The 23,953-nt window shown below is 72.1% G+C and carries 23 protein-coding genes; 18 read left to right on the top strand and 5 right to left on the bottom strand.

Going from position 1 to position 23,953, the window contains the following annotated elements; genetic code table 11:
* The first annotated feature begins 69 nt into the window (after positions 1-69).
* From QSK03_RS05630 to QSK03_RS05565, 14 genes are all read left to right on the top strand, one after another.
* A complete protein-coding gene (locus tag QSK03_RS05630) occupies positions 70-936 on the top strand; it encodes an IclR family transcriptional regulator (protein WP_285649151.1) in 867 nt (288 codons plus the stop codon).
* A gap of 85 nt (positions 937-1,021) precedes the next feature.
* Positions 1,022-2,674, top strand: a complete 1,653-nt coding sequence (locus tag QSK03_RS05625) for a ferritin family protein (RefSeq protein WP_285649147.1) — start codon at positions 1,022-1,024, stop codon at positions 2,672-2,674.
* A 149-nt stretch (positions 2,675-2,823) separates the two neighbouring features.
* Positions 2,824-3,876: an NADH:ubiquinone reductase (Na(+)-transporting) subunit F gene (locus QSK03_RS05620; protein WP_285649145.1), complete on the top strand. Its 1,053-nt coding sequence runs from the start codon at positions 2,824-2,826 to the stop codon at positions 3,874-3,876.
* A 2-nt stretch (positions 3,877-3,878) separates the two neighbouring features.
* Complete coding sequence (locus QSK03_RS05615; protein WP_285649144.1) at positions 3,879-5,069, top strand: ferritin family protein; 1,191 nt, start codon at positions 3,879-3,881, stop codon at positions 5,067-5,069.
* Positions 5,066-5,446: a propane 2-monooxygenase effector subunit MimD gene (gene mimD / locus QSK03_RS05610; protein WP_352231948.1), complete on the top strand. Its 381-nt coding sequence runs from the start codon at positions 5,066-5,068 to the stop codon at positions 5,444-5,446. The genes QSK03_RS05615 and mimD overlap by 4 nt, the downstream gene beginning before the upstream one ends.
* Positions 5,447-5,565: 119 nt before the next feature.
* On the top strand, positions 5,566-7,254 hold the full coding sequence (gene groL / locus QSK03_RS05605) for a chaperonin GroEL (protein WP_285649141.1): 1,689 nt from the start codon (positions 5,566-5,568) through the stop codon (positions 7,252-7,254).
* 28 nt (positions 7,255-7,282) lie between these two features.
* Positions 7,283-8,311, top strand: a complete 1,029-nt coding sequence (locus tag QSK03_RS05600; protein ID WP_285649138.1) for an NAD(P)-dependent alcohol dehydrogenase — start codon at positions 7,283-7,285, stop codon at positions 8,309-8,311.
* A gap of 29 nt (positions 8,312-8,340) precedes the next feature.
* On the top strand, positions 8,341-9,387 hold the full coding sequence (locus tag QSK03_RS05595; RefSeq protein WP_285649136.1) for an amidohydrolase family protein: 1,047 nt from the start codon (positions 8,341-8,343) through the stop codon (positions 9,385-9,387).
* Complete coding sequence (locus tag QSK03_RS05590; RefSeq protein WP_285649134.1) at positions 9,384-10,130, top strand: iron-sulfur cluster assembly protein; 747 nt, start codon at positions 9,384-9,386, stop codon at positions 10,128-10,130. The genes QSK03_RS05595 and QSK03_RS05590 overlap by 4 nt, the downstream gene beginning before the upstream one ends.
* Before the next feature lie 36 nt (positions 10,131-10,166).
* On the top strand, positions 10,167-10,805 hold the full coding sequence (locus QSK03_RS05585) for a hypothetical protein (protein WP_285649132.1): 639 nt from the start codon (positions 10,167-10,169) through the stop codon (positions 10,803-10,805).
* Positions 10,802-11,407, top strand: a complete 606-nt coding sequence (locus tag QSK03_RS05580; RefSeq protein ID WP_285649131.1) for a hypothetical protein — start codon at positions 10,802-10,804, stop codon at positions 11,405-11,407. The genes QSK03_RS05585 and QSK03_RS05580 overlap by 4 nt, the downstream gene beginning before the upstream one ends.
* 7 nt (positions 11,408-11,414) lie before the next feature.
* A complete protein-coding gene (locus QSK03_RS05575) occupies positions 11,415-11,657 on the top strand; it encodes a hypothetical protein (protein ID WP_285649130.1) in 243 nt (80 codons plus the stop codon).
* A gap of 12 nt (positions 11,658-11,669) precedes the next feature.
* Entirely contained in the window at positions 11,670-12,206 is a 537-nt protein-coding gene (locus tag QSK03_RS05570) for a bifunctional nuclease domain-containing protein (protein ID WP_285649278.1), read from the top strand.
* A 169-nt stretch (positions 12,207-12,375) separates the two neighbouring features.
* Positions 12,376-14,235 (top strand): sigma-54-dependent Fis family transcriptional regulator, encoded by a 1,860-nt coding sequence (locus tag QSK03_RS05565; protein ID WP_285649128.1) that lies wholly within the window; start codon positions 12,376-12,378, stop codon positions 14,233-14,235.
* Here the strand turns inward: QSK03_RS05565 and QSK03_RS05560 are convergent.
* Positions 14,216-15,145, bottom strand: a complete 930-nt coding sequence (locus tag QSK03_RS05560) for an IclR family transcriptional regulator (RefSeq protein WP_285649125.1) — start codon at positions 15,143-15,145, stop codon at positions 14,216-14,218. The two genes, QSK03_RS05565 and QSK03_RS05560, sit on opposite strands and share 20 nt — an antisense overlap.
* Before the next feature lie 225 nt (positions 15,146-15,370).
* Between QSK03_RS05560 and QSK03_RS05555 the strand changes: the two genes are divergently transcribed.
* Together QSK03_RS05555 and QSK03_RS05550 are read left to right on the top strand one after the other, a co-directional pair.
* Positions 15,371-15,550 carry a PspC domain-containing protein gene (locus tag QSK03_RS05555; protein ID WP_285649123.1) on the top strand — a complete coding sequence of 60 codons (180 nt, stop codon included), beginning with the start codon at positions 15,371-15,373 and terminating at the stop codon, positions 15,548-15,550.
* Positions 15,551-15,560: 10 nt separating this feature from the next.
* Positions 15,561-16,415, top strand: a complete 855-nt coding sequence (locus QSK03_RS05550; protein WP_285649119.1) for a slipin family protein — start codon at positions 15,561-15,563, stop codon at positions 16,413-16,415.
* Here the strand turns inward: QSK03_RS05550 and QSK03_RS05545 are convergent.
* From QSK03_RS05545 to glsA (QSK03_RS05535), 3 genes are read right to left on the bottom strand one after another with little or no spacing between them, the layout of a single operon-like run.
* Positions 16,384-16,569 (bottom strand): DUF1707 SHOCT-like domain-containing protein, encoded by a 186-nt coding sequence (locus tag QSK03_RS05545; protein ID WP_285649116.1) that lies wholly within the window; start codon positions 16,567-16,569, stop codon positions 16,384-16,386. The two genes, QSK03_RS05550 and QSK03_RS05545, sit on opposite strands and share 32 nt — an antisense overlap.
* A gap of 7 nt (positions 16,570-16,576) precedes the next feature.
* The gene (glsA, locus tag QSK03_RS05540; RefSeq protein WP_285649112.1) at positions 16,577-17,587 is read right to left on the bottom strand and encodes a glutaminase A; all 1,011 of its coding nucleotides are present in this window, start codon (positions 17,585-17,587) and stop codon (positions 16,577-16,579) included.
* Positions 17,588-17,629: 42 nt separating this feature from the next.
* Positions 17,630-18,631 carry a glutaminase A gene (gene glsA / locus QSK03_RS05535; RefSeq protein ID WP_285649110.1) on the bottom strand — a complete coding sequence of 334 codons (1,002 nt, stop codon included), beginning with the start codon at positions 18,629-18,631 and terminating at the stop codon, positions 17,630-17,632.
* Between the two features lie 107 nt (positions 18,632-18,738).
* On the opposite strand from glsA (QSK03_RS05535), the gene QSK03_RS05530 reads away from it, so the two are divergent.
* Complete coding sequence (locus QSK03_RS05530; RefSeq protein ID WP_285649108.1) at positions 18,739-19,035, top strand: DUF3040 domain-containing protein; 297 nt, start codon at positions 18,739-18,741, stop codon at positions 19,033-19,035.
* Positions 19,036-19,076: 41 nt separating this feature from the next.
* Here the strand turns inward: QSK03_RS05530 and hrpA are convergent, their stop codons facing one another.
* The gene (hrpA, locus tag QSK03_RS05525) at positions 19,077-23,114 is read right to left on the bottom strand and encodes an ATP-dependent RNA helicase HrpA (RefSeq protein ID WP_285649105.1); all 4,038 of its coding nucleotides are present in this window, start codon (positions 23,112-23,114) and stop codon (positions 19,077-19,079) included.
* A 275-nt stretch (positions 23,115-23,389) separates the two neighbouring features.
* On the opposite strand from hrpA, the gene QSK03_RS05520 reads away from it, so the two are divergent.
* The gene (locus tag QSK03_RS05520) at positions 23,390-23,953 is read left to right on the top strand and encodes an RNA polymerase sigma factor (protein ID WP_285649102.1); all 564 of its coding nucleotides are present in this window, start codon (positions 23,390-23,392) and stop codon (positions 23,951-23,953) included.

The raw sequence follows: 23,953 nt of genomic DNA, 5'->3' as shown, positions 1-23,953 counted from the left end.
GCGAGCGAGCGGCCGGTCGGAGCAGCACGGACCACCCGATGACGGGGCCGACGACGGGGAGGAGGCACCATGATCGAACCGCGCCACGGCCGCGGTGTCGGCGGGGGCCGCTCCCTGAAGACCGCAGCCGAGGCGCTGGCGGCGCTGCGTTTCCTGGGCGCCGCCGACGGCGGTGTCACCGCCGAGGCGCTCGCCGCGGAGCTCGGCAAGAGCACCGCGACCGCGCGCTACCTCCTCAACACGCTCTGCCAGGAGGGCTTCGCGGTCCGCGACCGGCAGGGCGGCACGTTCCGGCTGCAGGAGGCCCCGCCCTGGGGTGAGTCCTGGGGCGAGTCCGAGGCGCACGACGAGTACTCCCGCTACGAGCTCCCGGAGCGCCTCTCGGACGCGGTGACCGAGCTCTACTGGCGCACCCGCCAGCGCACCTACCTCGCGCGGTGGGAGGACGACGACGCGACGGTGATCGTGGACGCGCGCGGCCACCAGGGCCTGGCGCGCATCCCCGACCTCGCCGAGCGGATCCCGCTCGCCTCCGCCCACGCGCTCGCCGTGACGAAGGCCCTCATCGCGTCGTCCGGCACGCGCACCGCGCTCATGACGACGCGCGGTGACCTCGCCGCGTTCACGGGCACGACGATCACGAGCACCCCGGCGATCGAGCTCGAGCTCGCGCGGGTCCGCAAGCGCGGCTACGCGGTGGACCGCGAGGAGTACGCCGAGGGCTTCTGCTGCATCGGGGCGCCGATCTTCGCGCCGGACGGCCAGGTCGCGGCCAGCATCGCGATCTCGACGCCGGCGCGGAAGTTCGCGACCGACGCCGACGAGCTCACCAGCGCCGTCCGCGACGTCGCCAGCACCGCGACACGCGGCTGGCAGGAGTCCGACCGGGACCTCCCGCCGCCGCTGCCGGCCGATCCCGTCCCCCGGGGGAACTGACACCCCCGGGACGCCCGGCCACACCACCACGAACCACGGCTGCGGAACCCCGTACGCCGAGCTGGAACTCCACAAGGAGAAGAAGATGAGCCGTCAGAGTTTGGCGAAGGCTCACCAGAAGATCCAGGAACTTTCCTGGGAGCCGCAGTACCACGAGCCGTACATGAAGTACGGGACGGACTACACGTTCCGTAAGGCGGCCAAGAAGGACCCGCTCAAGCAGGTCCTCCGGTCCTACTTCCCCATGCAGGAGGAGAAGGACAACCGCGTGTACGGCGCCTCCGACGGGGCGATCCGCGGGAACATGTTCCGCCAGGTCCAGGAGCGTTGGCTGGAGTGGCAGAAGCTGTTCCTCTCGATCATCCCGCTGCCGGAGATCTCGGCCGCACGGTCGATGCCGATGCTGTTCCAGGCGGTTCCGAACCCGGAGCTGCACAACGGCCAGGCGATCCAGATGATCGACGAGGTTCGGCACAGCACGATCCAGCAGAACCTCAAGCGGCTGTACATGAACAACTACATCGACCCGGCGGGCTTCAACAACACCCTCCGGAACTTCCACTCGGACTACTGCGGCACCATCGGCCGTCAGTTCGCCGAGGGCTTCATCACCGGTGACGCGATCACCGCGGCCAGCATCTACCTGACGATCGTCGCCGAGACGGCGTTCACGAACACCCTGTTCGTGGCCATGCCGGCCGAGGCCGCGGCGAACGGTGACTACCTGCTGCCCACGGTGTTCCACTCGGTCCAGTCCGACGAGTCGCGGCACATCTCGAACGGCTACGCCACGCTGCTCATGGCGCTGTCGGACGAGGACAACCGCCAGCTCCTCGAGCGCGACCTGCGCTACGCGTGGTGGAACAACCACCGCGTGGTGGACGCCGCCATCGGCACGTTCATCGAGTACGGCACCAAGGACCGGCGCAAGGACCGTGAGTCCTACGCCGAGATGTGGCGCCGCTGGATCTACGACGACTACTACCGGGCGTACCTGCTGCCGCTCGAGAAGTACGGCCTCGTGATCCCGCACGACCTGGTCGAGGAGTCCTGGAACCAGATCTGGAACAAGGGCTACGTCCACGAGGTCGCGCAGTTCTTCGCCACCGGGTGGCTCGCGAACTACTGGCGCATCGACGGCATGACCGACGAAGACTTCGAGTGGTTCGAGTACAAGTACCCGGGTTGGTACGACAAGTACGGCAAGTGGTGGGAGAACTACAACCGTCTGGCGAAGCCGAACGGTCACCACCCGATCGTCGCCGAGGACGTCGACTACGTGTACCCGCACCGCTGCTGGACCTGCATGGTCCCCTGCCTGGTGCGCGAGGACATGGTCGTCGACAAGGTGGACGGCCAGTGGCGCACGTACTGCCACGAGGCCTGCCGCTGGACGGACGCCGAGGCGTTCCGCCCGACCTACCAGGGCCGCGAGACCCCGAACATGGGCAAGCTCGTCGGGCACCGCGAGTGGGAGACGCTGTACCACGGCTGGAACTGGGCCGACGTGGTCTCCGACATGGGCTTCGTCCGTGACGACGGCAAGACCATGACGGCGCAGCCGCACCTCGATCTCGACCCGAAGAAGATGTGGACGCTCGACCACCTGCGGCGCATGCCGCACGTGGCCAGCCCCAACGTCATCCTCAACGAGATGAGCGACGCGGACCGCGAGGCCTTCGTGGCGGACTACAACCGCCAGGGCCCGGCCGGGCGTCCGGCCGACGCGACCAGCTAGCAGTTGGCCGGCTGGTCCAGACCAGCACGGTGAGGTGAGAGGGGGGCCGGGTCACACCGGCCCCCCTCGATCCCTCACGCCCTCGTCCGGGCAATTCTGACCGATTTGCCCGGATTTCGGCATCCAGCTCCCGAACGGAGAAGCCATCGATGGGTGACAAGCACCGGGTCCGTTTCGAACCGGTGGGCATCGAGATCGAGGTCGACGAGGACCAGACGATCCTGCGAGCCGCCTCGGAGCAGGGTCTGCAGCTGATGCACGGCTGCAAGGAAGGCCAGTGCGCCGCCTGCAAATCGTTCGTCCTCGAGGGCGATGTCGACGACATCGACCTCGACAGGTACTCGACCTTCGCGCTGCCGGACATGGAGCGCGAGGAGGGCCAGACGCTCCTCTGCCGCGCCCACGCCTACGACGATCTCGTGATCGAGCTCCTCAACTACGACGAGGAGATCATCCGGAGTGGCCTCCCGCTGCGGAAGGGCACCGTCGAGGTGGTGTCCAACGAGCCGGTCACCAAGGACATGCGCCACCTCGTGGTGAAGCAGGTGGCCGGCGAGGACATCAAGTTCTTCCCCGGTCAGTACATGGACCTGACGGTGCCCGACACCGGCGAGGTCCGGTCGTTCTCGATGGCCAACCTCCCGAACCGCGAAGGCGTGTTCGAGTTCGTCATCAAGATCTACCCGGACGGCGCGTTCTCCCAGTTCCTCGAGAACAAGGTGGCGGTCGGCGACCGCATCGAGGTGGAGGCGCCCTTCGGGACCTGCACCCTCCGCGAGAACCGGACCTCGGACATCGTCTTCATCGGTGGCGGCGCGGGCATGGCCCCGTTGCTCGGTCTCCTGCGGGCCCTCGCGGAGAAGGACGGCGAGCGCAAGGCGCGCCTGTACTACGGCGCCCGCACGAAGGCCGACCTGTGCTTCGAGGACGAACTGCGCGCCCTCGAGGAGAAGATCCCCGGTTTCCAGTACGTCCCCGCGCTCTCCGAGCACGACGGCGACGACTGGGACGGCGCGACCGGCCTCATCACCGAGGTCGTCCGGGCGAACGAGCCGGGGCTGGAAGGGATGGATGCGTATGTGTGCGGGCCGCCGCCGATGGTGGATGCGGCAATCGCCCTGCTGACCCAGCGCGGAATGGACGAGCAGCACATCTACTACGACAAGTTCACCACCACCGGAGAGCCGGAGGACGAGGGCTGACCATGACAAGCACCGAAGAACGTCCCGAGCGGAGCGTTCCGAAGCCCGTCTTCACCGACGCGGAAGCGGGCGCCAAGGAGTTCCCCGACTCCGGGCCCGGCGCCCGGCGTTACAACTACTTCAAGCCGGCGAAGCGCAAGCAGACCCACTACGAGGACGTGACGGTCGAGGTCCAGCCGGATCCCCGCCACTACCTCACCCAGGGCTGGATCTACGGCTTCGCCGACGGCTCCCGCGGCTACCCGCTGACCTGGACCAAGCTCAAGGCGTGGGGCGTCGACGACCCCGAGCCCGAGCGCGGCCCCGGCTCCGGCGGCAAGCCGATCGAGAACTGGCCCGCCCACGGGTGGCACGAGTTCCGTGATCCCAACGAGGAGTGGGAACTCACGATGTACCGGAACAACGCCAACGTTGTCCGGCAGGTCACCCAGAACGTCGAGAACGCCCGCAACGCGAAGGCCTTCGAGCAGTGGACGCAGAACTGGGTCCGCTTCGTCGAGCGCAACGTCGGCGCCTGGATGCACATCGAGCACGTCCTCGGGCTCTACGTGTTCGCCGGCTGCAACCGCTCGGGCCCGACGAACATGCACAACACGGCGATGGTGGTGAACAGCGAGCACAAGATCCGCTTCGCGCAGGACCTGGCGCTGTACAACCTCACCCTCAGCGAGGAGATCGAGGGTTTCGACGGCTCCGCGCACACGGCGGCCTGGAACTCCGACGCCGAGTGGCAGGGCGTCCGCAAGGTCGTCGAGGAGATCACCGCGATCGAGGACGACTGGGGCGAGATGATCTTCGCCACCAACATCGTCTTCGAGCCCCTGCTCGGCGAGCTCTTCCGCTCGAACCTGGTCATGCAGTCGGCCGCCGGCAACGGCGACTACGTGACGCCCACTGTGATGGGCGCCGGCGAGTACGACTTCGCCCAGCGTGACCTGCGCTGGACCGTCGCCGCCTTCGCCCCGCTCACCCAGGACCGCGAGTTCGCGGATCACAACAAGCAGCTGTTCGACAGCTGGACGGCCAAGTGGGTGCCGAAGTGCCTCGAGGCGGCCCGCACGATGCAGCCGCTGTGGTCGCAGCCGGACGCCAAGCCCCCTCGCTTCGAGGACAGCCTCGACCGCGCCAAGAGCCGCTTCGCCGGCATCCTCTCCGACCTCGGACTCGAGCCCCCGAAGGAGCTGAACCAGTGACCAGGAGCTTCAAGACGGCCGAGAGCCCGTTCAAGCAGGACAACACCGAGTCCGGCATGGCCGGCGTGACCCTGATGAACAACCAGGTCGGCGTGGTCGTCGCGGAGGTGATGGACCGCCAGGAGAACGTGACGGTCAAGCACCTGCCGTCCATGATCCGCGTGGACTGCCAGGGCCGCATGGACTTCGTGTACTCGGAGATCTCCGAGGCGCTCGGCGAGGAGCCCGACTTCTACAACGCCGCCGAGTTCGAGGAGAACATGTCGACCCACTACGGGAAGATGATCCACATGGATGACCGGACGATCATGTTCGGGAATCTCGAGGAGGCCGCCGAGTTCATCGGCGACATGCTGCCCCCCGTGGTGAACAAGTAGGACACCGGCTCTCGGGTCGTCGCACGTCCGCACGGGGCGGACGTGCGACGACCCGGTGCCGTTCGTGACAGAACCGTTGACTCCCCGTTCGCGCCCCAGAGCACCGGAGAAGTGAGGACATGGCCAAGGAACTGCGATTCGGCGCCGACGCGCGCAGGGCTCTCCAGGCTGGAGTCGACCAGCTCGCCGAAGCGGTCAAATCGACGCTCGGGCCCAAGGGACGCAACGTCATCCTCGAGAAGATCACGGGTACCCCGGAGGTCACGAACGACGGCGTGACGATCGCGCGAGAGATCTACCTGCGCGACCAGTTCGAGAACATGGGCGCGCAGGTCCTCAAGGAGGCCGCCGTCAAGACCAACGACGTGGTCGGCGACGGCACCACCACGTCGACCGTGCTCGCCCAGGCGATCGTCCGCGAGGGCCTCAAGGCCATCGGCCAGGGCGGCAACCCGGTGCTGGTCAAGCGCGGGATCGACGCCGCCGTGGCGCGGGTCGTCGAGCACCTCGCGACGGTGGCGCACCCGGTGGACGACGTCGACGCGTTGTCGCGGGTCGCCGCGATCTCCGCCAACGACGACGACTCGATCGGCCGTGTCGTCGCGGAGACCCTCCACACCGTCGGCGACGACGGCGTCATCACCGTCGACGACGGCCCGATGCTCGGCCTGCACGTGAACTTCGTCGAGGACTTCGAGTTCGACAACGGCTACGTCTCGCCGTATCTGGTCACCGACCCCGGCTCCATGCTGGCCGTCCTCGACGACCCCTACATCCTCTTCTCCGCCGAGAAGATCACCGACGTCCGGTCCCTCATGCCGGTGCTCGAGCGGATCATGCGCGACCCCCGGCCCCTCGTGATCGTCGCCGAGAAGGTGGAGGGCTCCGCCCTCCAGATGCTCGTGCACAACCACGTCAACGGGCACCTCAAGGTCACCGCCATCCAGGCCCCGGGCTTCGGCGAGAAGCGCGTGCACCTGCTCGAGGACATGGCCGCCCTCTGCGGCGGCAAGGTCTACTCGAAGGCCTCGGCGTTCTCGATCGAGCAGATGGGCGCCGAGCACCTCGGCCGCGCGACGCAGGTCCGCGCCACCAGCGAGCAGACCGCGATCATCGGCGGCCTCGGTGACCCCGTGGGCCGGGAGACGCGTCTGTCCCAGCTGCGGGCCGAACTGGACCGCGCGACCATCGGCACCGACGAGGACTGGTTCTCCGAGCGCATCGCACGGCTCTCCGGCAAGGCCGCGATCCTGCAGGTCGGCGCGCCGACGAACGCGGAGCTCAAGGAGGTCCGCCACCGCGTCGACGACTCGCTGCAGGCGACGCGCGCGGCGATGGCCGAGGGCATCGTCGCCGGCGGCGGCGCGGCCCTGCTGCACGCCGAGGCGGCGCTGGGCAACCTCGACGGCCTCACCGGCGACGGGCGCATCGGCGCCGAGATCGTGCGCGCGGCCCTGTCCGAGCCGGCCAACCTCATCGCCACCAACGCGGGCTACGAGGGCGGCGACGTCGTCAAGCAGGCGCGCGACCTGGGGGTCGACGAGGGCTTCGACGCGCTCGAGGGCCGCTTCGGCAACATGGTCGAGCTCGGCATCATCGACCCGCTGCGGGTGGTGCGCTCCGCGCTCCAGAACGGCGCCTCGGTGGCGGGCCTGATCCTCACGACGAACTCGCTCGTCGCCGAGGAACAGACCCCCTGGAACAAGTCCCTCATGACAGAGTTCGGCCAGCTCGACGAGGGCCTGCCGCAGCCTGCGCCCGACTCGAGCACGCCGCAGTCGATGGGCCTCGGCCCGTCGATGGGGTGACCACCGTGACCACCGAGAGGAGCTCATCGTGAAGGCCGTGCGGGTGCATGGGTACAAGCAGGACCCGAGCATCGACGACATCCCGGAGCCCAAGCTCCAGGGACCGCTCGACGTCATCGTCAAGATCGGCGCCGCGGGGGTGTGCCGCACCGACCTGCACATCGTCGACGGCGACTGGGCGGAGATCCAGAACCCCGACCTGCCCTACGTCATCGGCCACGAGAACGCTGGCTGGGTGCACGAGGTCGGCGACGCGGTCACCAACGTCAAGGTCGGCGACACGGTGATCCTGCACCCGCAGCCCTCCTGCGGGCTGTGCCTGGCCTGCCGCGCCGGTCGCGACATGCAGTGCACGGGGGACGCGTTCTTCCCGGGCCTGTCGAACAACGACGGCGGCATGGCCGAGTACATGCGCACGACCGCCCGGGCCTGCGTGAAGCTGAACCCGGACACCCAGCCGGCCGACGTGGCCGCACTGGCCGACGCGGGGCTCACGGCGTACCACGCCGTGCGCAAGGCGGTCCCCTACCTGTACCCCGGCACCACCGCGGTCGTGCAGGGCGCGGGCGGGCTCGGCCACATCGGCATCCAGGCGCTCGCCGCCCTGACCGCCACGAAGATCATCGTCGTCGACAAGAACCCCGCCGCCCTGGAGCTGGCGAAGCAGATCGGCGCGGACGAGACCGTGGTGGCGGACGGCAACCAGGTCGCCGCGGTGCAGGACCTGACCGGGGGCGGCGCCACCGTCGTCTTCGACTACGTCGCCGAGCAGGGCGCGGAGCTCGACGCCTGGCAGATGACCGGGCCGGCCGGCTACCAGTTCAACCTCGGCTACGGCGGCGAGTTCCGGGCTCCGACGCTCGATTTCGTCGCCGGCGAGAAGAACATCATCGGCAACATCGTCGGGACGTACAACGACCTCGCCGAACTGATGGTCCTGGCCCAGGCGGGCAAGGTCACGCTGCACACCGTGCAGTACCGGCTCGACCAGGCGCTGGACGCCCTGCACGACCTGGACGCGGGGAAGGTCCGCGGCCGGGCGATCCTCGTCCCGTAGACGGCGGAGTACAGGAAGGACACCACCACATGTACGAGAAGGACGGCGAGAAGTACTTCATCGTCGATTCCCACATGCACTACTGGGACGCCTCACCCGAGAACTGGGTGCAGGGGGCGGAGCAGTACGCCAAGGGCTGGATCGAGTGCTTCCACGCCTACCAGGGACTCGGCCCCGCCGACACGCACCAGCCGCTCGAGGAGTTCCAGAAGGTCTCCGAGGACCAGCTGATGCGCGAGGAGTTCGAGGAGGGGCACGTCGACGTCGCGATCTTCCAGTCGACGTACCTGCGCGAGTGGTACAAGGACGGCTTCAACACCACCGAGCGCAACGGCTACCTCGCCGAGAAGTACCCGGGCAAGTTCATCCTGAACACCCGCTTCGACCCGCGCGACGGCGACGCCGGCATGCGCGAGTTCGAGGAGAACGTGCGGAAGTTCGGCTGCAAGGGCGCGAAGCTCTACACCGCCGAGTGGAACGGTGACTCGCGCGGCTACAAGCTCACCGACCCGGAGGCGTACCGCTTCCTGCAGCGCGCCGAGGAGCTCGGCGTCAAGAACATCCACGTGCACAAGGGCCCGACGATCTGGCCGCTGGACAAGGACGCTTTCGACGTCTCGGACGTCGACCACGCGGCCACCGACTTCCAGGGCCTGAACTTCATCGTCGAGCACGTGGGTCTGCCGCGCATCGAGGACTTCTGCTTCATGGCGACGCAGGAGCCCAACGTGTACGCCGGGCTCTCGGTGGTCGTCGGCGGCCTCATGCACGCCCGTCCCAAGTTCTTCGCCAAGGTCATGGGCGAGCTGCTGTTCTGGGTCGGCGAGGACAAGATGACCTTCGGTTCCGACTACAACATCTGGACGCCGAAGTGGCAGATCGAGGGCCTCGTCGACTGGTCGATGCCCGACGACGACCAGTTCGCCGACTACCCGCGGCTCGACACGAACGGCAAGAAGAAGATCCTCGGCCTCAATGCCGCGAAGCTCTACGACATCGAGGTCCCGGCCGAGTGCCGGATCACCGAGGGTGAGGGCGCCCAGCTCGTCGACGAGCGCGAGGTGGCCCAGGCATGACGCTCACCTCCGACACCCCGCCGGCCACCCTGGCCAGCGGGGTGTGGGAGGCGCTGCGCACCGTGCGCGACCCCGAGCTCGATGCCGACGTCGTCTCGCTCGACTTCGTCGCCGAATGCCGGATCTCCGACGAGGAGACCGGCCCCGTCGCCCACGTGCGCCTGCGCCTGCCCACCTACTTCTGTGCCCCGAACTTCGCCTTCCTCATGGTCGCCGATGCGTGGGACGCGGTGTCGCAGGTCCCGGGGCTCGCCGACGTCGACGTCACGCTCATCGACCACTTCGCCTCCGACGCCATCAACGCCGGTGTCGCCGCACGGGCGGGCTTCGTGCACTCGATGGCCGGCACCGAGGTCGGCGAGGCGGTCGAGGAGCTGCACGACCTGCGGCGCAGCTTTACCGAGCGCGCGATGCTCGCCGGCACCGACCTCGTCGTCCGGCCGCTGATGCGCGCCGGCGCGACGCCCGAGGACGTCGCGGCGATGACCATCGGCGACGCCCCGGAGAGTGGGGACCTGACGCGGCTGCGTGCGCGGCGGCGCGAGCTCGGCATCGCCGCCGACGACGACGCCCCGCTCGTGGTCGACCCCGTCGGGCGGACGGTCGGGCTCGAAGCCCTGCCCCTGCACCTGCGCAAGGCGCGCTCGTACCAGGTCGGGGTCGACGCCAACACCAGCATCTGCCGTGGCCAGCTCGCGGCCCGCTACGGGCTCGCGAGCCCGGTCGCGGCGCCCGAGGACTAGCGCGAGAGGGGAGCGCCCGCCATGCCGTGTGACCCGGTGGGGGGTCCCGTGCGGCTCGACGCCGGCAACCACGACGGCCCCGGCACCGGCAGGTGCCTCATGGAGCACGTCTCGGTGCTCGCGGGCGAGCCGTTCCGGGCGTGGCCCCGGTGCACCCACCCCGCCGTCGCGGCGCTGGCCACCCAGGTCAACGACCGCTGCTCGCCGGCGGGGCGGGCGACGCTGGCACGCCGGGCCGAGGCGCTGGCCCGCGCCGACAGCGACGACCCGGCGCTGACCTGGCGCCTCGTGGCGCTCGGTGCCGAAGCGGTGCTGGCGCTGCGTCCGGGCGACCCGGTCGCGACCCGGCGCCTCGCCCGCGCCCGTCGGTCCCGGCGGGTGTGGGGCGTGCTCGTCCCCCGTCGGCTGGCCCGCGGGCTCCCGCGCTGGGCCGTGGTCGGGTGCGGCCTCGCCGCGCTCGACGAGCTCGTCGCGGCGCTGCACGCCCTGCTGACCGTGTCCGGTCCCCCGCAGTCCCCCGAGCGCGACATCGCGCTCGTCGCCCTGCTCGACAGCGTCCTCGACCTCGTCCTCGACGAGGTGCCCGACGAGGACGCCGCCGAGCCCGTCCCCGACACCGGCACCCGGCGCGGCATCCCCGCGCCGCGGACCGGCAGAGAGGAGCTGTGCGCATGACCGCGCCCAGCGAGACCCCGCGCACCGTCCGGAGGGTCGGATCGCCGGCCGCGTCGGCGCTCGCCGACCTCGCCGCGATCTTCGACGACCTCCAGACCGTGCTCCTGTGCTGCGAGCGGCTCGTCCCGCAGCTCAACGTCCCGGAGCCGGACCCGGTCGTCGTCGAGTCGTTGTGGACCACCGCGCTCCTGTCGTACGCCCGCTGCTTCGCGCCGGGCGGACGGGGCATGGGGCTCACGGAGGACGACGTCCAGGGCCTCGAGCTCGAGGGCGAGGTGCTCGGCTGGCACAAGATGCTGCGCCAGCTCAAGAAGCACTACGCCGACCCCGCGGTCAACCCGCGCGAGTCGTTCGAGGTCGGGGTCGCGGTCGTCGACGGCACCCCGCAGGGCGTGGCCATCACCTCCACCCGCCAGGACCTGCCCGACACGATCTCGGTGCACCAGACCGGGGCGATCGCCTACCAGCTCTCCCAGCTCGTCGACCGGCGGATCGCCGAGCACCAGGGGACCGTCCTGGAGGGCGTGCGCAGCCTCAGCCCGGCGGAGCTCGAGACGCTGGACGAGGTGGAGCTCACCGACGTGCCGGGCGACGGGGAGTGATGGGCGAGTGATCGAGAAGTACAACCCCTGGACCGTGGTCAACCTCGTCTTCTCCCACCTCGCGGAGAAGGGCCTGCACCCCGTGCTGGGCGAGTCCGGCGACCCCTCGCAGGCGGCGTCCGAACTGCTGCGCTCGCTGGGCATCGAGCCCGGCGACCCCTCGTGGGGCGAGGGGCAGGACGCGGTGCGCGTGAAGGACGACCTCGCCAAGCTGCGGGCCGCCTTCGAGTCCGACGAGTCGCGGAGCTGAGACGTGGTCGCGATGCGCTTCGCGCGGCTCGTGGTGCACCGGATGACCCGCGAGCCGCTCGCGCTGCTGGTCGAGGAGGACGCCGACCGGTGCCTGGTCGTGTCGGTGCGCGCGCCCCAGGCCGAGGTGATCGACCGCGGGCCCCGCGCGGCGGAGCCGAGCGACGACGACCGGATGACCCAGGACCTGCTCGCGGACCTGGCCGGTCTCCTCGGGCGCCGGCTGGACCGCGGCGAGATCGTCGACCTCGTCGACGACCGCTTCAAGGCCGAGCTGGTGCTCGACGACGGTACCCGCCTGCCGGGGCGCCCGAGCGACGTGCTCGCCGTGGCCGTGCGGGAGGCGCTGCGCATCGAGGTGGCCGACGCGGTCCTCGACGCGGTGGGCCAGTCGTTCTCCGAGCTCGGGGGCGACCGCCCGGAGCCCGCCCGCGAGGCCGCGGAGCAGGTGGAGCAGATGCGGGAGTTCCTCGAGGAGGCCACGGCGCAGGACTTCGCCCGGCCGCCGGACGGTGGTGAGGGCCGAGATCCGGGCAGGAGTCCCGGGTGAGTCCCGGCTGAGCCCCGGCCGGCCGGGTGCCCGACCGGCCCTGACCTGCGACGTCGCTTCGCCGGTCGTCTCGATCCGAGACAGTCGCAGGTCCCTGCGGAGCCCGTTCGGGCCGTACGATGCCGTGTTAACCATCACTTCGGCGTGATGGGAGATGGCGAGGTGGCCCATGGACCGACGCGCCCAGAGCGCCCTCGGTCGCGCGCGCGAACACTTCGTCGACGAGGGCTCGGTGAGCGCCCGCGGTGTCGTCCGGCCCGAGATCGTCGACTCCTGGGAGCGCTCGCGGCGCGCTGGCGTCGACGCCACCCACCTCGCGCTGCCCTACGAGCCGGACCTCGACTTCGACGGCAGCCTCGCGAACTGCGCCCGGCCGGTGCTCGACGACCTCGCCGAGCGGCTCTCGGGCATGTCGGTGGCCGTCGTCCTCACCGACGCCGACGGGCGGGTGCTCGAGCGGCGGGTCGGTGAGGGCGAGCTGCAGCGCCGCCTCGACGCGATCTCGCTGGCCCCGGGCTTCTCGTACGCCGAGGAGTTCGCCGGCACCAACGGCGTCGGCACGTCGCTCGAGGGCGCGATGCCGGCCCTGGTCGTGGGCGCCGAGCACTTCAGCGAGCGCCTGCAGGCCTTCGCGTGCGCCGGCGCGCCCGTGCGCGGCCCGGACGGCGGCCTGGCCGGGATCCTCGACGTCACCTGCCTGCGCGCCGAGGCCAACGACCTCATGCGGTTCCTCGCCCAGCAGGCCGCGACGGACATCGAGGACGTGCTGCGCGAGCGCGGCGGCGCCGGCATCCGGCGCGTGATGGCGGCGTTCCGCGCCACCTGCGCGCGGGCGCGCGGGCCGGTGCTCGCGCTCACCGACGACCTCGTGATGGCCAACCGGCCGGCCCGCCTGCTCTCGGCCGCCGACCAGGACCGCATCACGATGCGGGCCCTCGAGCTGGGCTACGGCGCGCGGGCCCACCAGGACCGCGTGCTGCTCGCCGACGGCCCGGCCCGGCTGCTCATCACGCCGGTGCCCTCGGAGCGCCCGGCCGGCGTGGTCGTCGAGGTCGTCCCCAGCCGGAGCAACCTGCGCCTGGCGCACGCCGACGACCCGCCGCCGGTCATGCTGCCCGCGGCCACCTCCGCCTCCGTGCGCGGCACCGAGTCGCGCGGCGCCGAGATGCCGGCGCCCCCGCCCGCGGCGGACCGGCCGCTGCCCGGGCTCGCGGGCAACTCCCGGCCCTGGCGGTCCGCGGCCGCCTCCCTGCGCCTCGCCGCGGGCTCCGCGCGTAGCACCGTCGTGCTCGGGGAGCCGGGCGTCGGCAAGGCCGCCGCGGTCCGGGCCGTGCACGGCGAGCTGCGCCCCCACGCCCGGTGGGTCACCGTCGACGGCTCCGACCCGGAGGCCGCCGTCACCCTCGGCGGGTACGCGGCCGAGGCCTCCGAGCCCCACGCCGGGCCGGTCACCGTCGCCGTGCGGCACACCGAGGCCCTCGACGCGGCCGGGGCCGGCGCGCTCACCGCGCTGCTCGGCGAGGTCCCGCCCACGTGGTGGGTCGTCGGGCTCGTGACCGCGGACCGGGCGCCCGAGCAGGGCGCGGTCGGCGACGTCCTCGCGGGGTTCGCGACCTCGGTGCTCATCGAGCCGCTGCGCCGGCGCCCGGACGACGTCCCGTTCATCGCCGCCGCGCTGCTCACGCGTCTCGCGCCGTCGCGGCGCGCCTCCTGCACCACGGAGACCGCGGCGCTGCTCGCCGGCGCCCGGTGGCCGGGCAACGTCACGCAGCTCGCGGACGTCCTGCGCCGGGCGCTCGCCGCCCGCCCCGCCGGGGACGTCGAACCCGCCGACCTGCCGGCCGAGTTCGCGGTGACGGGCACGCGCCGGCGGCTGACGCCGCTCGAGACCGCCGAGCGCGACCTGATCGTGTCCGCGCTCGTGGAAGCGGGCGGCAACCGCTCGCAGGCCGCGGCCGCCCTCGGGATCGGGCGGGCGACGCTCTACCGGCGCCTGCGCGCCTTCGGCATCACCGACGTGGGCCGCTGAGCCCGCCGACCAGGGACTCGCCGTCGGGCGTCGACACGGGACGGCCCGACGTCTCGACGGCGTCGCGCACCGTCGGGACGGCCGGCACGGGACGGGCGCGGTTCTCGCCGGCCCACTGCGCGCTGGCCCGCCGCGCCACCTCGCGGACGGCGTCGACCAGCTCGTCCTCGTCGAGGGCGAGGCGGCGCGCGGAGCACGAGAGGCCGACGGCGACCGTCGACGACCCGGACGGCGACACCACCGGGGCGGCGACGGTGCAGAAACCCTCGGCGTACTCCTCGCGGTCGAGCGCGACACCGGCCTCCCCGATGTCGGCGAGGTCGGCGCGCAGGTCGTCCAGGTCGGTCAGCGTCGCCGGGGTCAGGGCCTGCAGGGGCTCGGCCTCGATCGCCTCGCGGTAGGAGGGCGACACGGCGAGCAGCACCTTCGTCATGGCCAGTGCGTGGGCCTGGTGCGGCGGCACGTGGGTGCCGAGGCCGGGCAGCTTGGCGAGACCCTGGTGGCCGCGGGAGTCGGTCACCGCGGCCACCAGGGTCCCTGTGCGGCGGACGAGATAGGAGCGCTGCCGCGTGCGGCGGTAGAGCTCGGTGGTGGCCTCGGCGAGCACGGCGCCGGGATCGGGGTCGCCGGGCACGGGGCTCAGGGTCTTGGGGTCGGCGCCCCACGAGCCCCACGGCGGCGCCTCGGTGAGGCGGCAGCGGCCGGAGCCGTCGCGCTCGGCGTAGCCGGCGTCGCACAAGGTGTTGATCATGTAGCGGGCGGTCGCGGCGCTCTTGCCCAGGCACGCGGCGAGCTCCGTCGCGCACAGGCCCGCCGGGTGGTCACCGAGCAGGCGCAGCGCGCGCAGGACCGTCGCCGCGGTCTTCAGGGACCGCGCGCCACCTCCCGCGGGCACTCCGTCGTCGTCCACGAGGCTCAACCTAGGGCCATGGCGTCGTGATGCCTGTCTCAATGTGGGACGACCTCGGGCGTCGACCCCCGTGTGGGCGATCTCCGGGCCCGGCCCGGACCCCCGCGATCGGGGTTTCCCCGGCGAATGTCCGGGTCGGGCACGCAGGCGGGGCCCCGCACGTTGGAGGAGTGTCGGTCCCGGGGAACCCGGGACGGGCCCGGGGGCGAGGAGATCGGAGGCGTCATGGCCACGCTGACCAGGCCGAGGAACAATGCGGTCATCGCCGGGGTGTGCGCGGGGCTCGCGCAGCGCTTCGGTGTCTCGGCGAACCTGGTGCGGGTGCTGTTCGTGCTCTCGTGCCTGCTGCCGGGGCCGCAGTTCGTCATCTACCTGGCCCTGTGGGTCGTCATGCCCAAGCAGTAGGGAGTCCGGGATGGAAGCGTTGCTCGTCGCGCTGATCGTGGTCGTGGTGCTCGCCCTGGTCACGGTGAGCGCGTCGGTGCAGGCCGTGCAGCAGTACCAGCGCGGGGTCGTGCTGCGGTTCGGCCGGCTGCTGCCGGCCGTCCGCCAGCCCGGTCTGCGGGTGATCGTCCCGTTCGCGGACCGCATGCGGAAGGTGCCGGTCCAGACGACGGTGCTCGACGTGCCGTCGCAGAACGCCATCACGCGCGACAACGTGACGATCGGGGTCGACGCCGTCGTCTACTTCCGCGTCAACGACCCCGTGCGTGCGGTGGTCAACGTCGACGACTACCTGCGGGCGACGTCGCAGGTGGCCCAGACCTCGCTGCGCTCGGTCATCGGCCGCGCCGACCTCGACACGCTGCTCTCCGACCGAGAGGCCATCAACTCGGAGCTCAAGGCGGTCATCGACGCGCCGACCGAGGACTGGGGCGTTGCCATCGACCGCGTCGAGATCAAGGACATCGCGCTGCCCGAGGGGATGCGCCGCTCGATGTCCCGGCAGGCCGAGGCCGAGCGCGACCGCCGGGCCCGCGTGATCTCGGCGGAGGCCGAGCTGGAGGCGTCGGAGAAGCTCACGCAGGCCTCCGAGCGGATGAGCGCCGCGCCCGGGGCGCTGCAGCTGCGCCTGCTGCAGACCGTCACCGACGTCGCGTCGGACAAGAACTCGACGCTGGTCATGCCGCTGCCGGTGGAGCTGCTGCGGTTCTTCGAGAACGCTCCGGCGTCGGCTCCGGCACCGCCGCCGCCCCCCGAGGTCCCGGAGATCGAGGCCGGCGACGACGAGGACCCGGCTACCAGAGGTGACCCGGCAGATCCTCGGTGAGCGCCGCGAGCTCGCTGCGCGTGCGGGCGGCGTAGGCCTTCGCCGAGCGCTCGTCGAACTCCTCGACCGTCAGCCGCCCGGTGCCCACCGCGCGCGCCAGCCGCTCCACGGTGAGCTCCCGCTCCGCGTCGGAGGCCCGGACGTCGCGCTGCACGGCTCCATCATCCCGTGCCCGTCGTCGCGTCGCGGGGGGACAGCGGGACGGACGGCCGGCCGAAGCGCGCGTCCTCGGGGTCGGCGAACACGTGCAGGCCGAAGGTCGCGGACAGCTCGCGGCACAGCGCCACCCCGCGCACCGAGTTGCCGTGCACGTCCAGCCCGGGGGAGTACACGCCGAACCCGAAGTACCGGGGCAGCACGCAGACGATGTCGCCGGAGACGCCGCTCTTGGCCGGGATGCCGACGTCGGTGGCCCACTGGCCGGCGGCGTCGTACATGCCGCAGGTCATCATCACGCTGACGATGTCGCGCACGTGCTCGCGCGGAACGGCCCGGTGTCCCGTCAGCGGGTTCGTCCCCCCGTTCGCCAGGGTGGCGCCCATGACGCTGAGGTCGGCCGCGGTCACCGTGATCGAGCACGCCGACAGGTAGGTCTCGACGACCTCCTCGATGTCGCCGGTGATCATGCCGAGCGAGCGCATGATGTAGCAGAGCCCGAGGTTGCGGTCGTTGCTGCGCAGCTGCTGGCGCAGGATCCGCTGGTCGACGGCGAGGTCGGGGTTGCCGGCGTAGGAGCGGTAGCGCTCGAGGATGCGGTCGACCTTCTCGTCGACGTCGCGGCCCGCCACGAGGTCCGCGGCGACCAGCGCCCCCGCGTTGATCATCGGGTTGTACGGCCGGTGGTGCACCTCGTCGAAGGTGATCGAGTTGAACGGGTCGCCGGAGGGCTCGACGCCGACCCGGCGCAGGGTCGCCGCGGCCCCGTTGTCCTCCAGCGCGAGCCCGTAGGTGAAGACCTTCGACACCGAGTGCAGGGGGAACGGCACCGAGCAGTCGCCGGCCTGCCACTGCATGCCGCGCACGTTGGTGCCGGCGACCCCGAACAGGGCGCCGTCGGCCTCCGCCTCGGGCGGGTAGTAGCTGACGACCTCCTCGGTGCCGTACGTCCGGAACCGCTCGTGGATCTCGTCGAGCTGCGTCCGGATCAGCTCGGGTTCGCCGGGGGCCGCCACGTCGTCGGATTCTGCCGCGACCGGCCCGGCGTGGGGAGCCCGTCAGGCCCGGGTGAGTCGCGGGCCGCCGGTGCGCCGGAGGCGGCCGAAGCGCGTCTGGTCGGGCGTGGCGAACATGTGCAGCCCGTACCGGGCGGAGAGCTCCCGGAACACCGCCTGCCCGCGCACCGAGTTGCCGTGGGCGTCGAGACCGGGCGAGAACGTCGCGATCCCGAGGCGCCCGGGCATGACCGCCACGATCCCGCCGGAGACGCCGCTCTTGGCCGGGATGCCGACGTCGGTGGTCCACTCGCCGACCGCGTCGTACATGCCGCAGGTCATCATCACGCTGACGACGTCGCGGACGTGGGTCGCGTCGAGCGCGCGCTCGCCGGTGACGGGGTTGCGGCCCCCGTTCGCGAGGGTCGCCCCGAGCGCCGAGAGCTCGCACGTCGTGACCCGCACCGAGCACATCGACAGGTAGACGAGCAGGTTGTCCTCGATGCTGCCGGCGATCATGCCGAGCGAGCGCATGAGGTAGCTGATCGCGAGGTTGCGGTCCGCGGCGGCGAGCTGGTCGGCGAGGAGATCGGTGTCGACCTCGAGGTCGGGCACGCCGGTGAACGCCCGCAGGCGCGCGAGGATGCGCGCGACCTTCTCCTCGGCGGTGTCACCGTGCACCAGGTAGGCGGCCACGAGGGCGCCCGCGTTGATCATCGGGTTGTGGGGGCGCTGGTGCTCGTCGTCGAACGTGATCGAGTTGAACGGGTCGCCGGAGGGCTCGACGCCGACGTGGCGTTGGGTCGTCTCGCGCCCGTTGTCCTCGAGGGCGAGCGCGTACGTCACGACCTTCGAGATCGACTGCAGCGCGAAGCGGAACTCGCAGTCGCCGACGGTCCACTGGGTCCCGTCGACCGACGTGCCGGCGAGCCCGAAGACGTCCTCCTCGCCGTCCGCGGCGGGCAGGGCGATCGAGACGATGTCGTCCTCGTGCGCCTCGGCGTGGTGGTCGTGCAGCTGCTCGAGCTGCTCCTGGACCAGTGCCTCCTCGGCATCGCTCACCACGGGCGGGCATCCTGCCTCCCTCCCACCTGGTGGATGCGCCGCGGGGGGATCCGGGGCATCCTCGTCGGGGTTCGACAACGACGTCGACGACGCATCCGAGGTCTGCCATGGAAAGCCTGCCCGAGCCCCGACCCTCCGCCCTGACCGACCGCGAGCGGGTGGCGCTCGACCGCCTCGCGGCCCACGAGACCGCCGCGGACCCCGGCTTCGCCCGCCGGCTGCGCGGCCGTCGGACCCGCTTCTCGCCCTGGCTCGTCGTCGCCGGCCTCGCGATCATCGGCGTGGCCCTGCTGCTCGTGCCGGGCGTGTTCGTCCTGGCCGCCGTCGCGACCCTCGTGCTCGTCGTCGTCCCCGCCGTCCTCGTCGCCTGGGCCCTCCGCCAGGGCGACCTGCCCCCCGGCTGACCCATGTGAGCAGTTGGCGCCCCTCCCGGGGCGCCAACTGCTCACGTGAGCTTGGCGAGGGCCTTCGTGATGCGCTGGGGGGAGACGGGGCCCGAGGTGCCGATCTCCTGGGCGAACAGGCTCACGCGGAGCTCCTGGACCATCCAGCCGACCGCGTCGTAGGCGTCGGCGTCGAAGGTGCGCGGCTCGCCGGCGGCGCGGTGGCGCTGGGCGCGGTAGGCGCCCTCCACCCCGTGCACCGTCGCGGTGGCCTCGGCGTCGCGGCGCGGGGCGGTCGGGAGCTTCTCCAGCCGCTTCTGCGCCGCGCGCAGGTAGCGGGCGACGTCGGGCAGGCGCGCGACCGGGGTGCGCGCGACGAAGCGGTCGCCGACCAGGGTGCGCAGCTGCTCGCGGACGTCATCGAGCGCCGCGCCCAGCGCGCCGCCCGGGCGCTGGGCGAGCTCCTGGAGCGCGAGCTCCACCCGCCCGGCCTCGCCGAGCACGGACTCGGCGCGCGAGAGCACCTCGGCGGCCGCGGCGGGCAGGCGCGCGGCGACGTGGGCGCGCAGGGTCTCGAACGCGGTCGGGTCCCACGCCGGCCCGCCGCCGGTGGCGACGAGCGCGTCGATCGCGGCGTCCACGCAGTCCTCGGCGAGCGCGTCGACGTCGCGGTAGCGCGTCGATGGTCCAGCTCCGCTGCGCTCCGTGTCCGAAGTGGTCATCGCGCCGCGCAGCCGCAGCACCGCGCGGTTGTCGAGCGAGCGGACCAGCGAGCGGGCGGGCGAGGACAGCGCGAGACGCAGCAGCCGCCGGGTCCCGGCGCGCATCGCGTCGCGGGCCTCGAGCGCCGAGTCGAACACGCGGACGTCGACCGCTCGCCCGGTGTCGACCAGCGCGAGGTGCGCCGTCACGATGCCGCCCGCGCGGCGCTGCTCGCGGGTGCGGGGCAGCTCGCCGATCTCGGCGAACGACGTCAGCCCGCGCCGCTCGGCGCCGTCGGCGACCGCCGCCACGGCCGCCCGCGTGGCCGCGGCGTGCCGCCGCCGCAGGGCGCCCAGATCGGGGCCCTCCGCCACGGTGCCGCCGTCGTCGTCGGTCACCCGGAACGTCAGCCGCAGGTGCGAGGGCAGGCCGGCGACGTTCCACGCGTCGACGGGGACGTCGAGTCCCGAGAGCCGGCGCACGGCGTCCGACAGCGCCGGCAGCAACGGCTCCTCCGCCTTCGGCCTCCCGTCGTGGGCCAGGCGCGCCATCAGGGCGCGCGCGGAGTCCGGCGCGGGCACCAGCGAGCGGCGCAGGTTCTTGGGCAGCGAGCGGACGAGCGCGGTGAGCATCTCCTCGCGCAGGCCCGGGACCTGCCACGCGAGGTCCTCGGCCCGCACCTGCCCGAGCACCGCCAGCGGCACGGTCACCGTCACGCCGTCGCTCACGGCGCCGGGGGAGAAGGCGTACGACAGCGGGAGCGTCAGCCCGCCCGAGGTCCACGTGTCCGGGTACTGCTCGGCGGTCGGCGCCTCACCGGCGAGCAGCGCCTCCAGGTCGAGGTCCAGGAGGTGCGGGTCGCGCCGCGACGCCTTCTGCCACCACCGGTCGAAGTGGCGCACCGACGCGACGTCGGCGGGCACGCGCGCGTCGTAGAACGCGACGATCGTCTCCTCGTCGACGACGAGCTCGCGGCGCGCCCGTCGCTCCATCTCCTCGACCTGCTCGAGGCGCTCGCGGTTGCGGGTGACGAACGCGTGGCGGGTGTTCCACTCGCCCGCGACGAGGGCGTGGCGGATGAACAGGTCACGCGCGACCTCGCGGTCGATCCGCGCGTAGTCGACGGTGCGGTCCATCGCGAGCGGCACGCCGAACAGGGACACCCGCTCGGTGGCGACGGCGGTGCCGCGTCGCTTCGACCAGCGCGGCTCGGAGTGGGTGCGGGTGACGAGGTCGCCCGCCGCCTCCTCGACCCACGCCGGGTCGACGCCCGCGACCGTGCGGGCCCACAGCCGGGAGGTCTCGACCAGCTCGGCGGCCATCACCATCGTCGGCGGCCGCTTCGCGACGGTCGAGCCGGGCCAGATCGCGAACCGGGCGCCCCGCGAGCCCTCGTACTCGATCAGGGCGCGCTTCCTCGGCTTCCCGGTGCGAGGGTCCTTCGGCGGCTCCTGGGCCAGGCCGATCTGGGACAGCAGCCCGGTGAGCAGCGCCTGGTGGACCCGCTGCGCGAGATCCTTGGTGATCTCCGGCGACGGCTCGTTGCGGGTGAGCCCGAGCTCGTCGCCGAGCTGGCGCAGCTGGGCGGCGAGGTCCTGCCACTCGCGGATGCGCAGGAAGTTGAGGAACTCGGCCTGGCAGCGCTTGCGGAACTGGTTCGAGGAGAGCTCGCGGCGCCCCGAGCGCACGTGCTCCCAGAGATGCACCCACGACAGGAAGTCCGAGCGCGGGTCGGTGAAGCGGGCGTGCGCGGCGTCCGCCTCGTCGGTCTTCTCCGCCGGCCGCTCCCGGGGATCCTGCGCGGACAGCCCCGCCGCGATCACCGTGACCTCGTGCAGGCACCCCAGCTCGTCGGCCGCGAGCACCATGCGCGCGATGCGGGGGTCGACGGGCAGGCGCGCGAGCCGCCGCCCGATGTCCGAGAGCCGCGTCGCGTCGCCGTTGACCAGCGCGCCCAGCTCCGTGAGCAGGCGGACCCCGTCGCGCACGGCGAGCCGGTCGGGCGGGTCGACGAACGGGAAGTCCTCGACCGGACCGAGCTTGGCGCCCGCCATCTGCAGGATCACCGAGGCGAGGTTGGTGCGCTGGATCTCCGGATCGGTGAACTCGGGACGGGCGTCGACGTCCGACTCGGCGTAGAGCCGGATGCAGATGCCGTCCGCGACGCGCCCGCAGCGCCCGGCGCGCTGGGTGGCCGAGGCCTGCGAGATCGGCTCGATCGGCAGCCGCTGGACCTTGGTCCGCCGCGAGTAGCGCGAGATGCGGGCGAGCCCCGGGTCCACGACGTAGCGGATGCCGGGGACGGTCAGCGAGGTCTCGGCCACGTTGGTGGCGAGCACGACCCGCCGCCGCCCGCCCCGCGACGGCTCGAAGACACGGTGCTGCTCGGCCGCGGAGAGCCGGGCGTAGAGGGGGAGCACGTCGAGGTCCTCGACGTGCGCCTGCCCGGCGTGCTCGCGCAAGGCGTCGGCGGCGTCGCGGATCTCCCGCTCGCCGGAGAGGAACACGAGGACGTCGCCCTCCGGCCCCTCGCGGCGGAGCTCGTCGACGGCGTCGACGATGCCGTCGACCTGGTCGCGCCCGTCGCCCTCGTCGTCGACGAGCGGCCGGTAGCGGATCTCGACGGGGTAGGTCCGGCCGGAGACCTCGACGATCGGGGCGTCGCCGAAGTGCCTGCTGAAGCGCTCGGGGTCGATCGTCGCCGAGGTGATGATCACCTTGAGGTCGGGCCGGCGGGGCAGCAGCTGGGCGAGGTAGCCGAGCAGGAAGTCGATGTTCAGGCTGCGCTCGTGCGCCTCGTCGATGATCAGCGTGTCGTAGCGGCGCAGCAGCCGGTCCTGCTGGATCTCGGCGAGCAGGATGCCGTCGGTCATGAGCTTGACCAGCGTGTCCTCGCTCGCGCGGCTGGTGAAGCGCACCTGGTAGCCGATGGTGTCAGTGCCGGTGGTGCCCAGCTCCTCGGCGACCCGCTCGGCCACGGTGCGGGCCGCGATCCGGCGGGGCTGGGTGTGCCCGATCGTGCCGAGCACGCCGCGCCCGAGCTCGAGGGCGATCTTGGGCAGCTGGGTGGTCTTGCCCGAGCCGGTCTCCCCGGCGACGACGACCACCTGGTGCTGCTCGAGCGCGGCGCGGATGTCACCGACGCGCTCGGTGATCGGCAGGTCCGCGGGGTAGGTGACGGACGGGACCGACGCCCGACGTCGCTCGAGGCGCGCCTCGGCGGCGGTGACGTCGCCCGCGATCTTCTCCAGGGTGCCGGCGCGCTTCGCCGCGTCGTCGATCCGCTCCGCGCCGCCGAGGCGCCGCCGCAGCCGGTGCGCGTCCGCGGGCCCCAGGGCGCCGACGCGGGCACCCAGGTCCGCCTCGACGGCGGTCGCGCGATCGGTCGCAGCGGGCACCGGGCGGTCTCCTCCTGGCGGGATGGCGGGTGGGATGGCGATGGTGTGGTGGCCTCGACAGTCTGCGGGTGCGGACCGGCGGCCTCGACTCCATTGTCAGCGTCGGCGCGACCTGCGCTGTTCCCGGCCGTTCTGGTCACGCAACGAAACCAATACTAGGCCATCAGAGTGAGTCCGGTGGCTGTCGTGGTCGACAGAACGTAACGTCTGGCCCTGGGTCAGGGCGTTCCGGTCACCCCGGGTGACGCCACGGAGCGCGAGACGGCGGAGGGGTCGTGGCGGTAGGGGCGGACGAGCGGCTGGACACCGAGCTGGCCGTGCTCGCCGCGGGCGGCGACCAGCCGGCGTTCGCCCAGCTCATGACCCGGCACCGGCCCCGTCTGTATGCGGTCTGCCGGCGGATCACCACCAACGACCAGGACGCCCAGGAGGCGCTCCAGGAGACGATGATCATCGCCTGGAAGCGGCTCGGGGAGTTCGACGGCCGGTCGGCAGTGGGCACGTGGCTCTACCGCGTGGCGACGAACGCCGCGATCGACGAGGTCCGCCGCCGCAAGCGCGCGCCCGAGCCCACCGACGCCGAGTCGATGCCCGAGCCGACGCCGAGCCGCGGCGCCGACCGCGGGGTCGTCGCCCGGATGGACGTCGACCGCGCGCTCGCACAGCTCCCTCCGCAGTACCGTGCCGTCGTGGTGCTGCGCGAGCTCTGCGACCTGACGTACGCCGAGATCGCCGAACTGCGCGACATCCCCATCGACACCGTCAAGTCCCAGCTCTCCCGCGGGCGGCAGGCCCTCGTTGAGCTGCTGAGCGACCGCCCCGCCACCGCGACCGCCTGA

Origin of the sequence: Actinomycetospora sp. NBRC 106375 (assembly GCF_030269665.1) — a bacterium.
Lineage (GTDB): Bacteria > Actinomycetota > Actinomycetes > Mycobacteriales > Pseudonocardiaceae > Actinomycetospora.
Note: the sequence above shows the minus strand (reverse complement) of the source record. Positions and strands in the feature narration are given on the sequence as shown.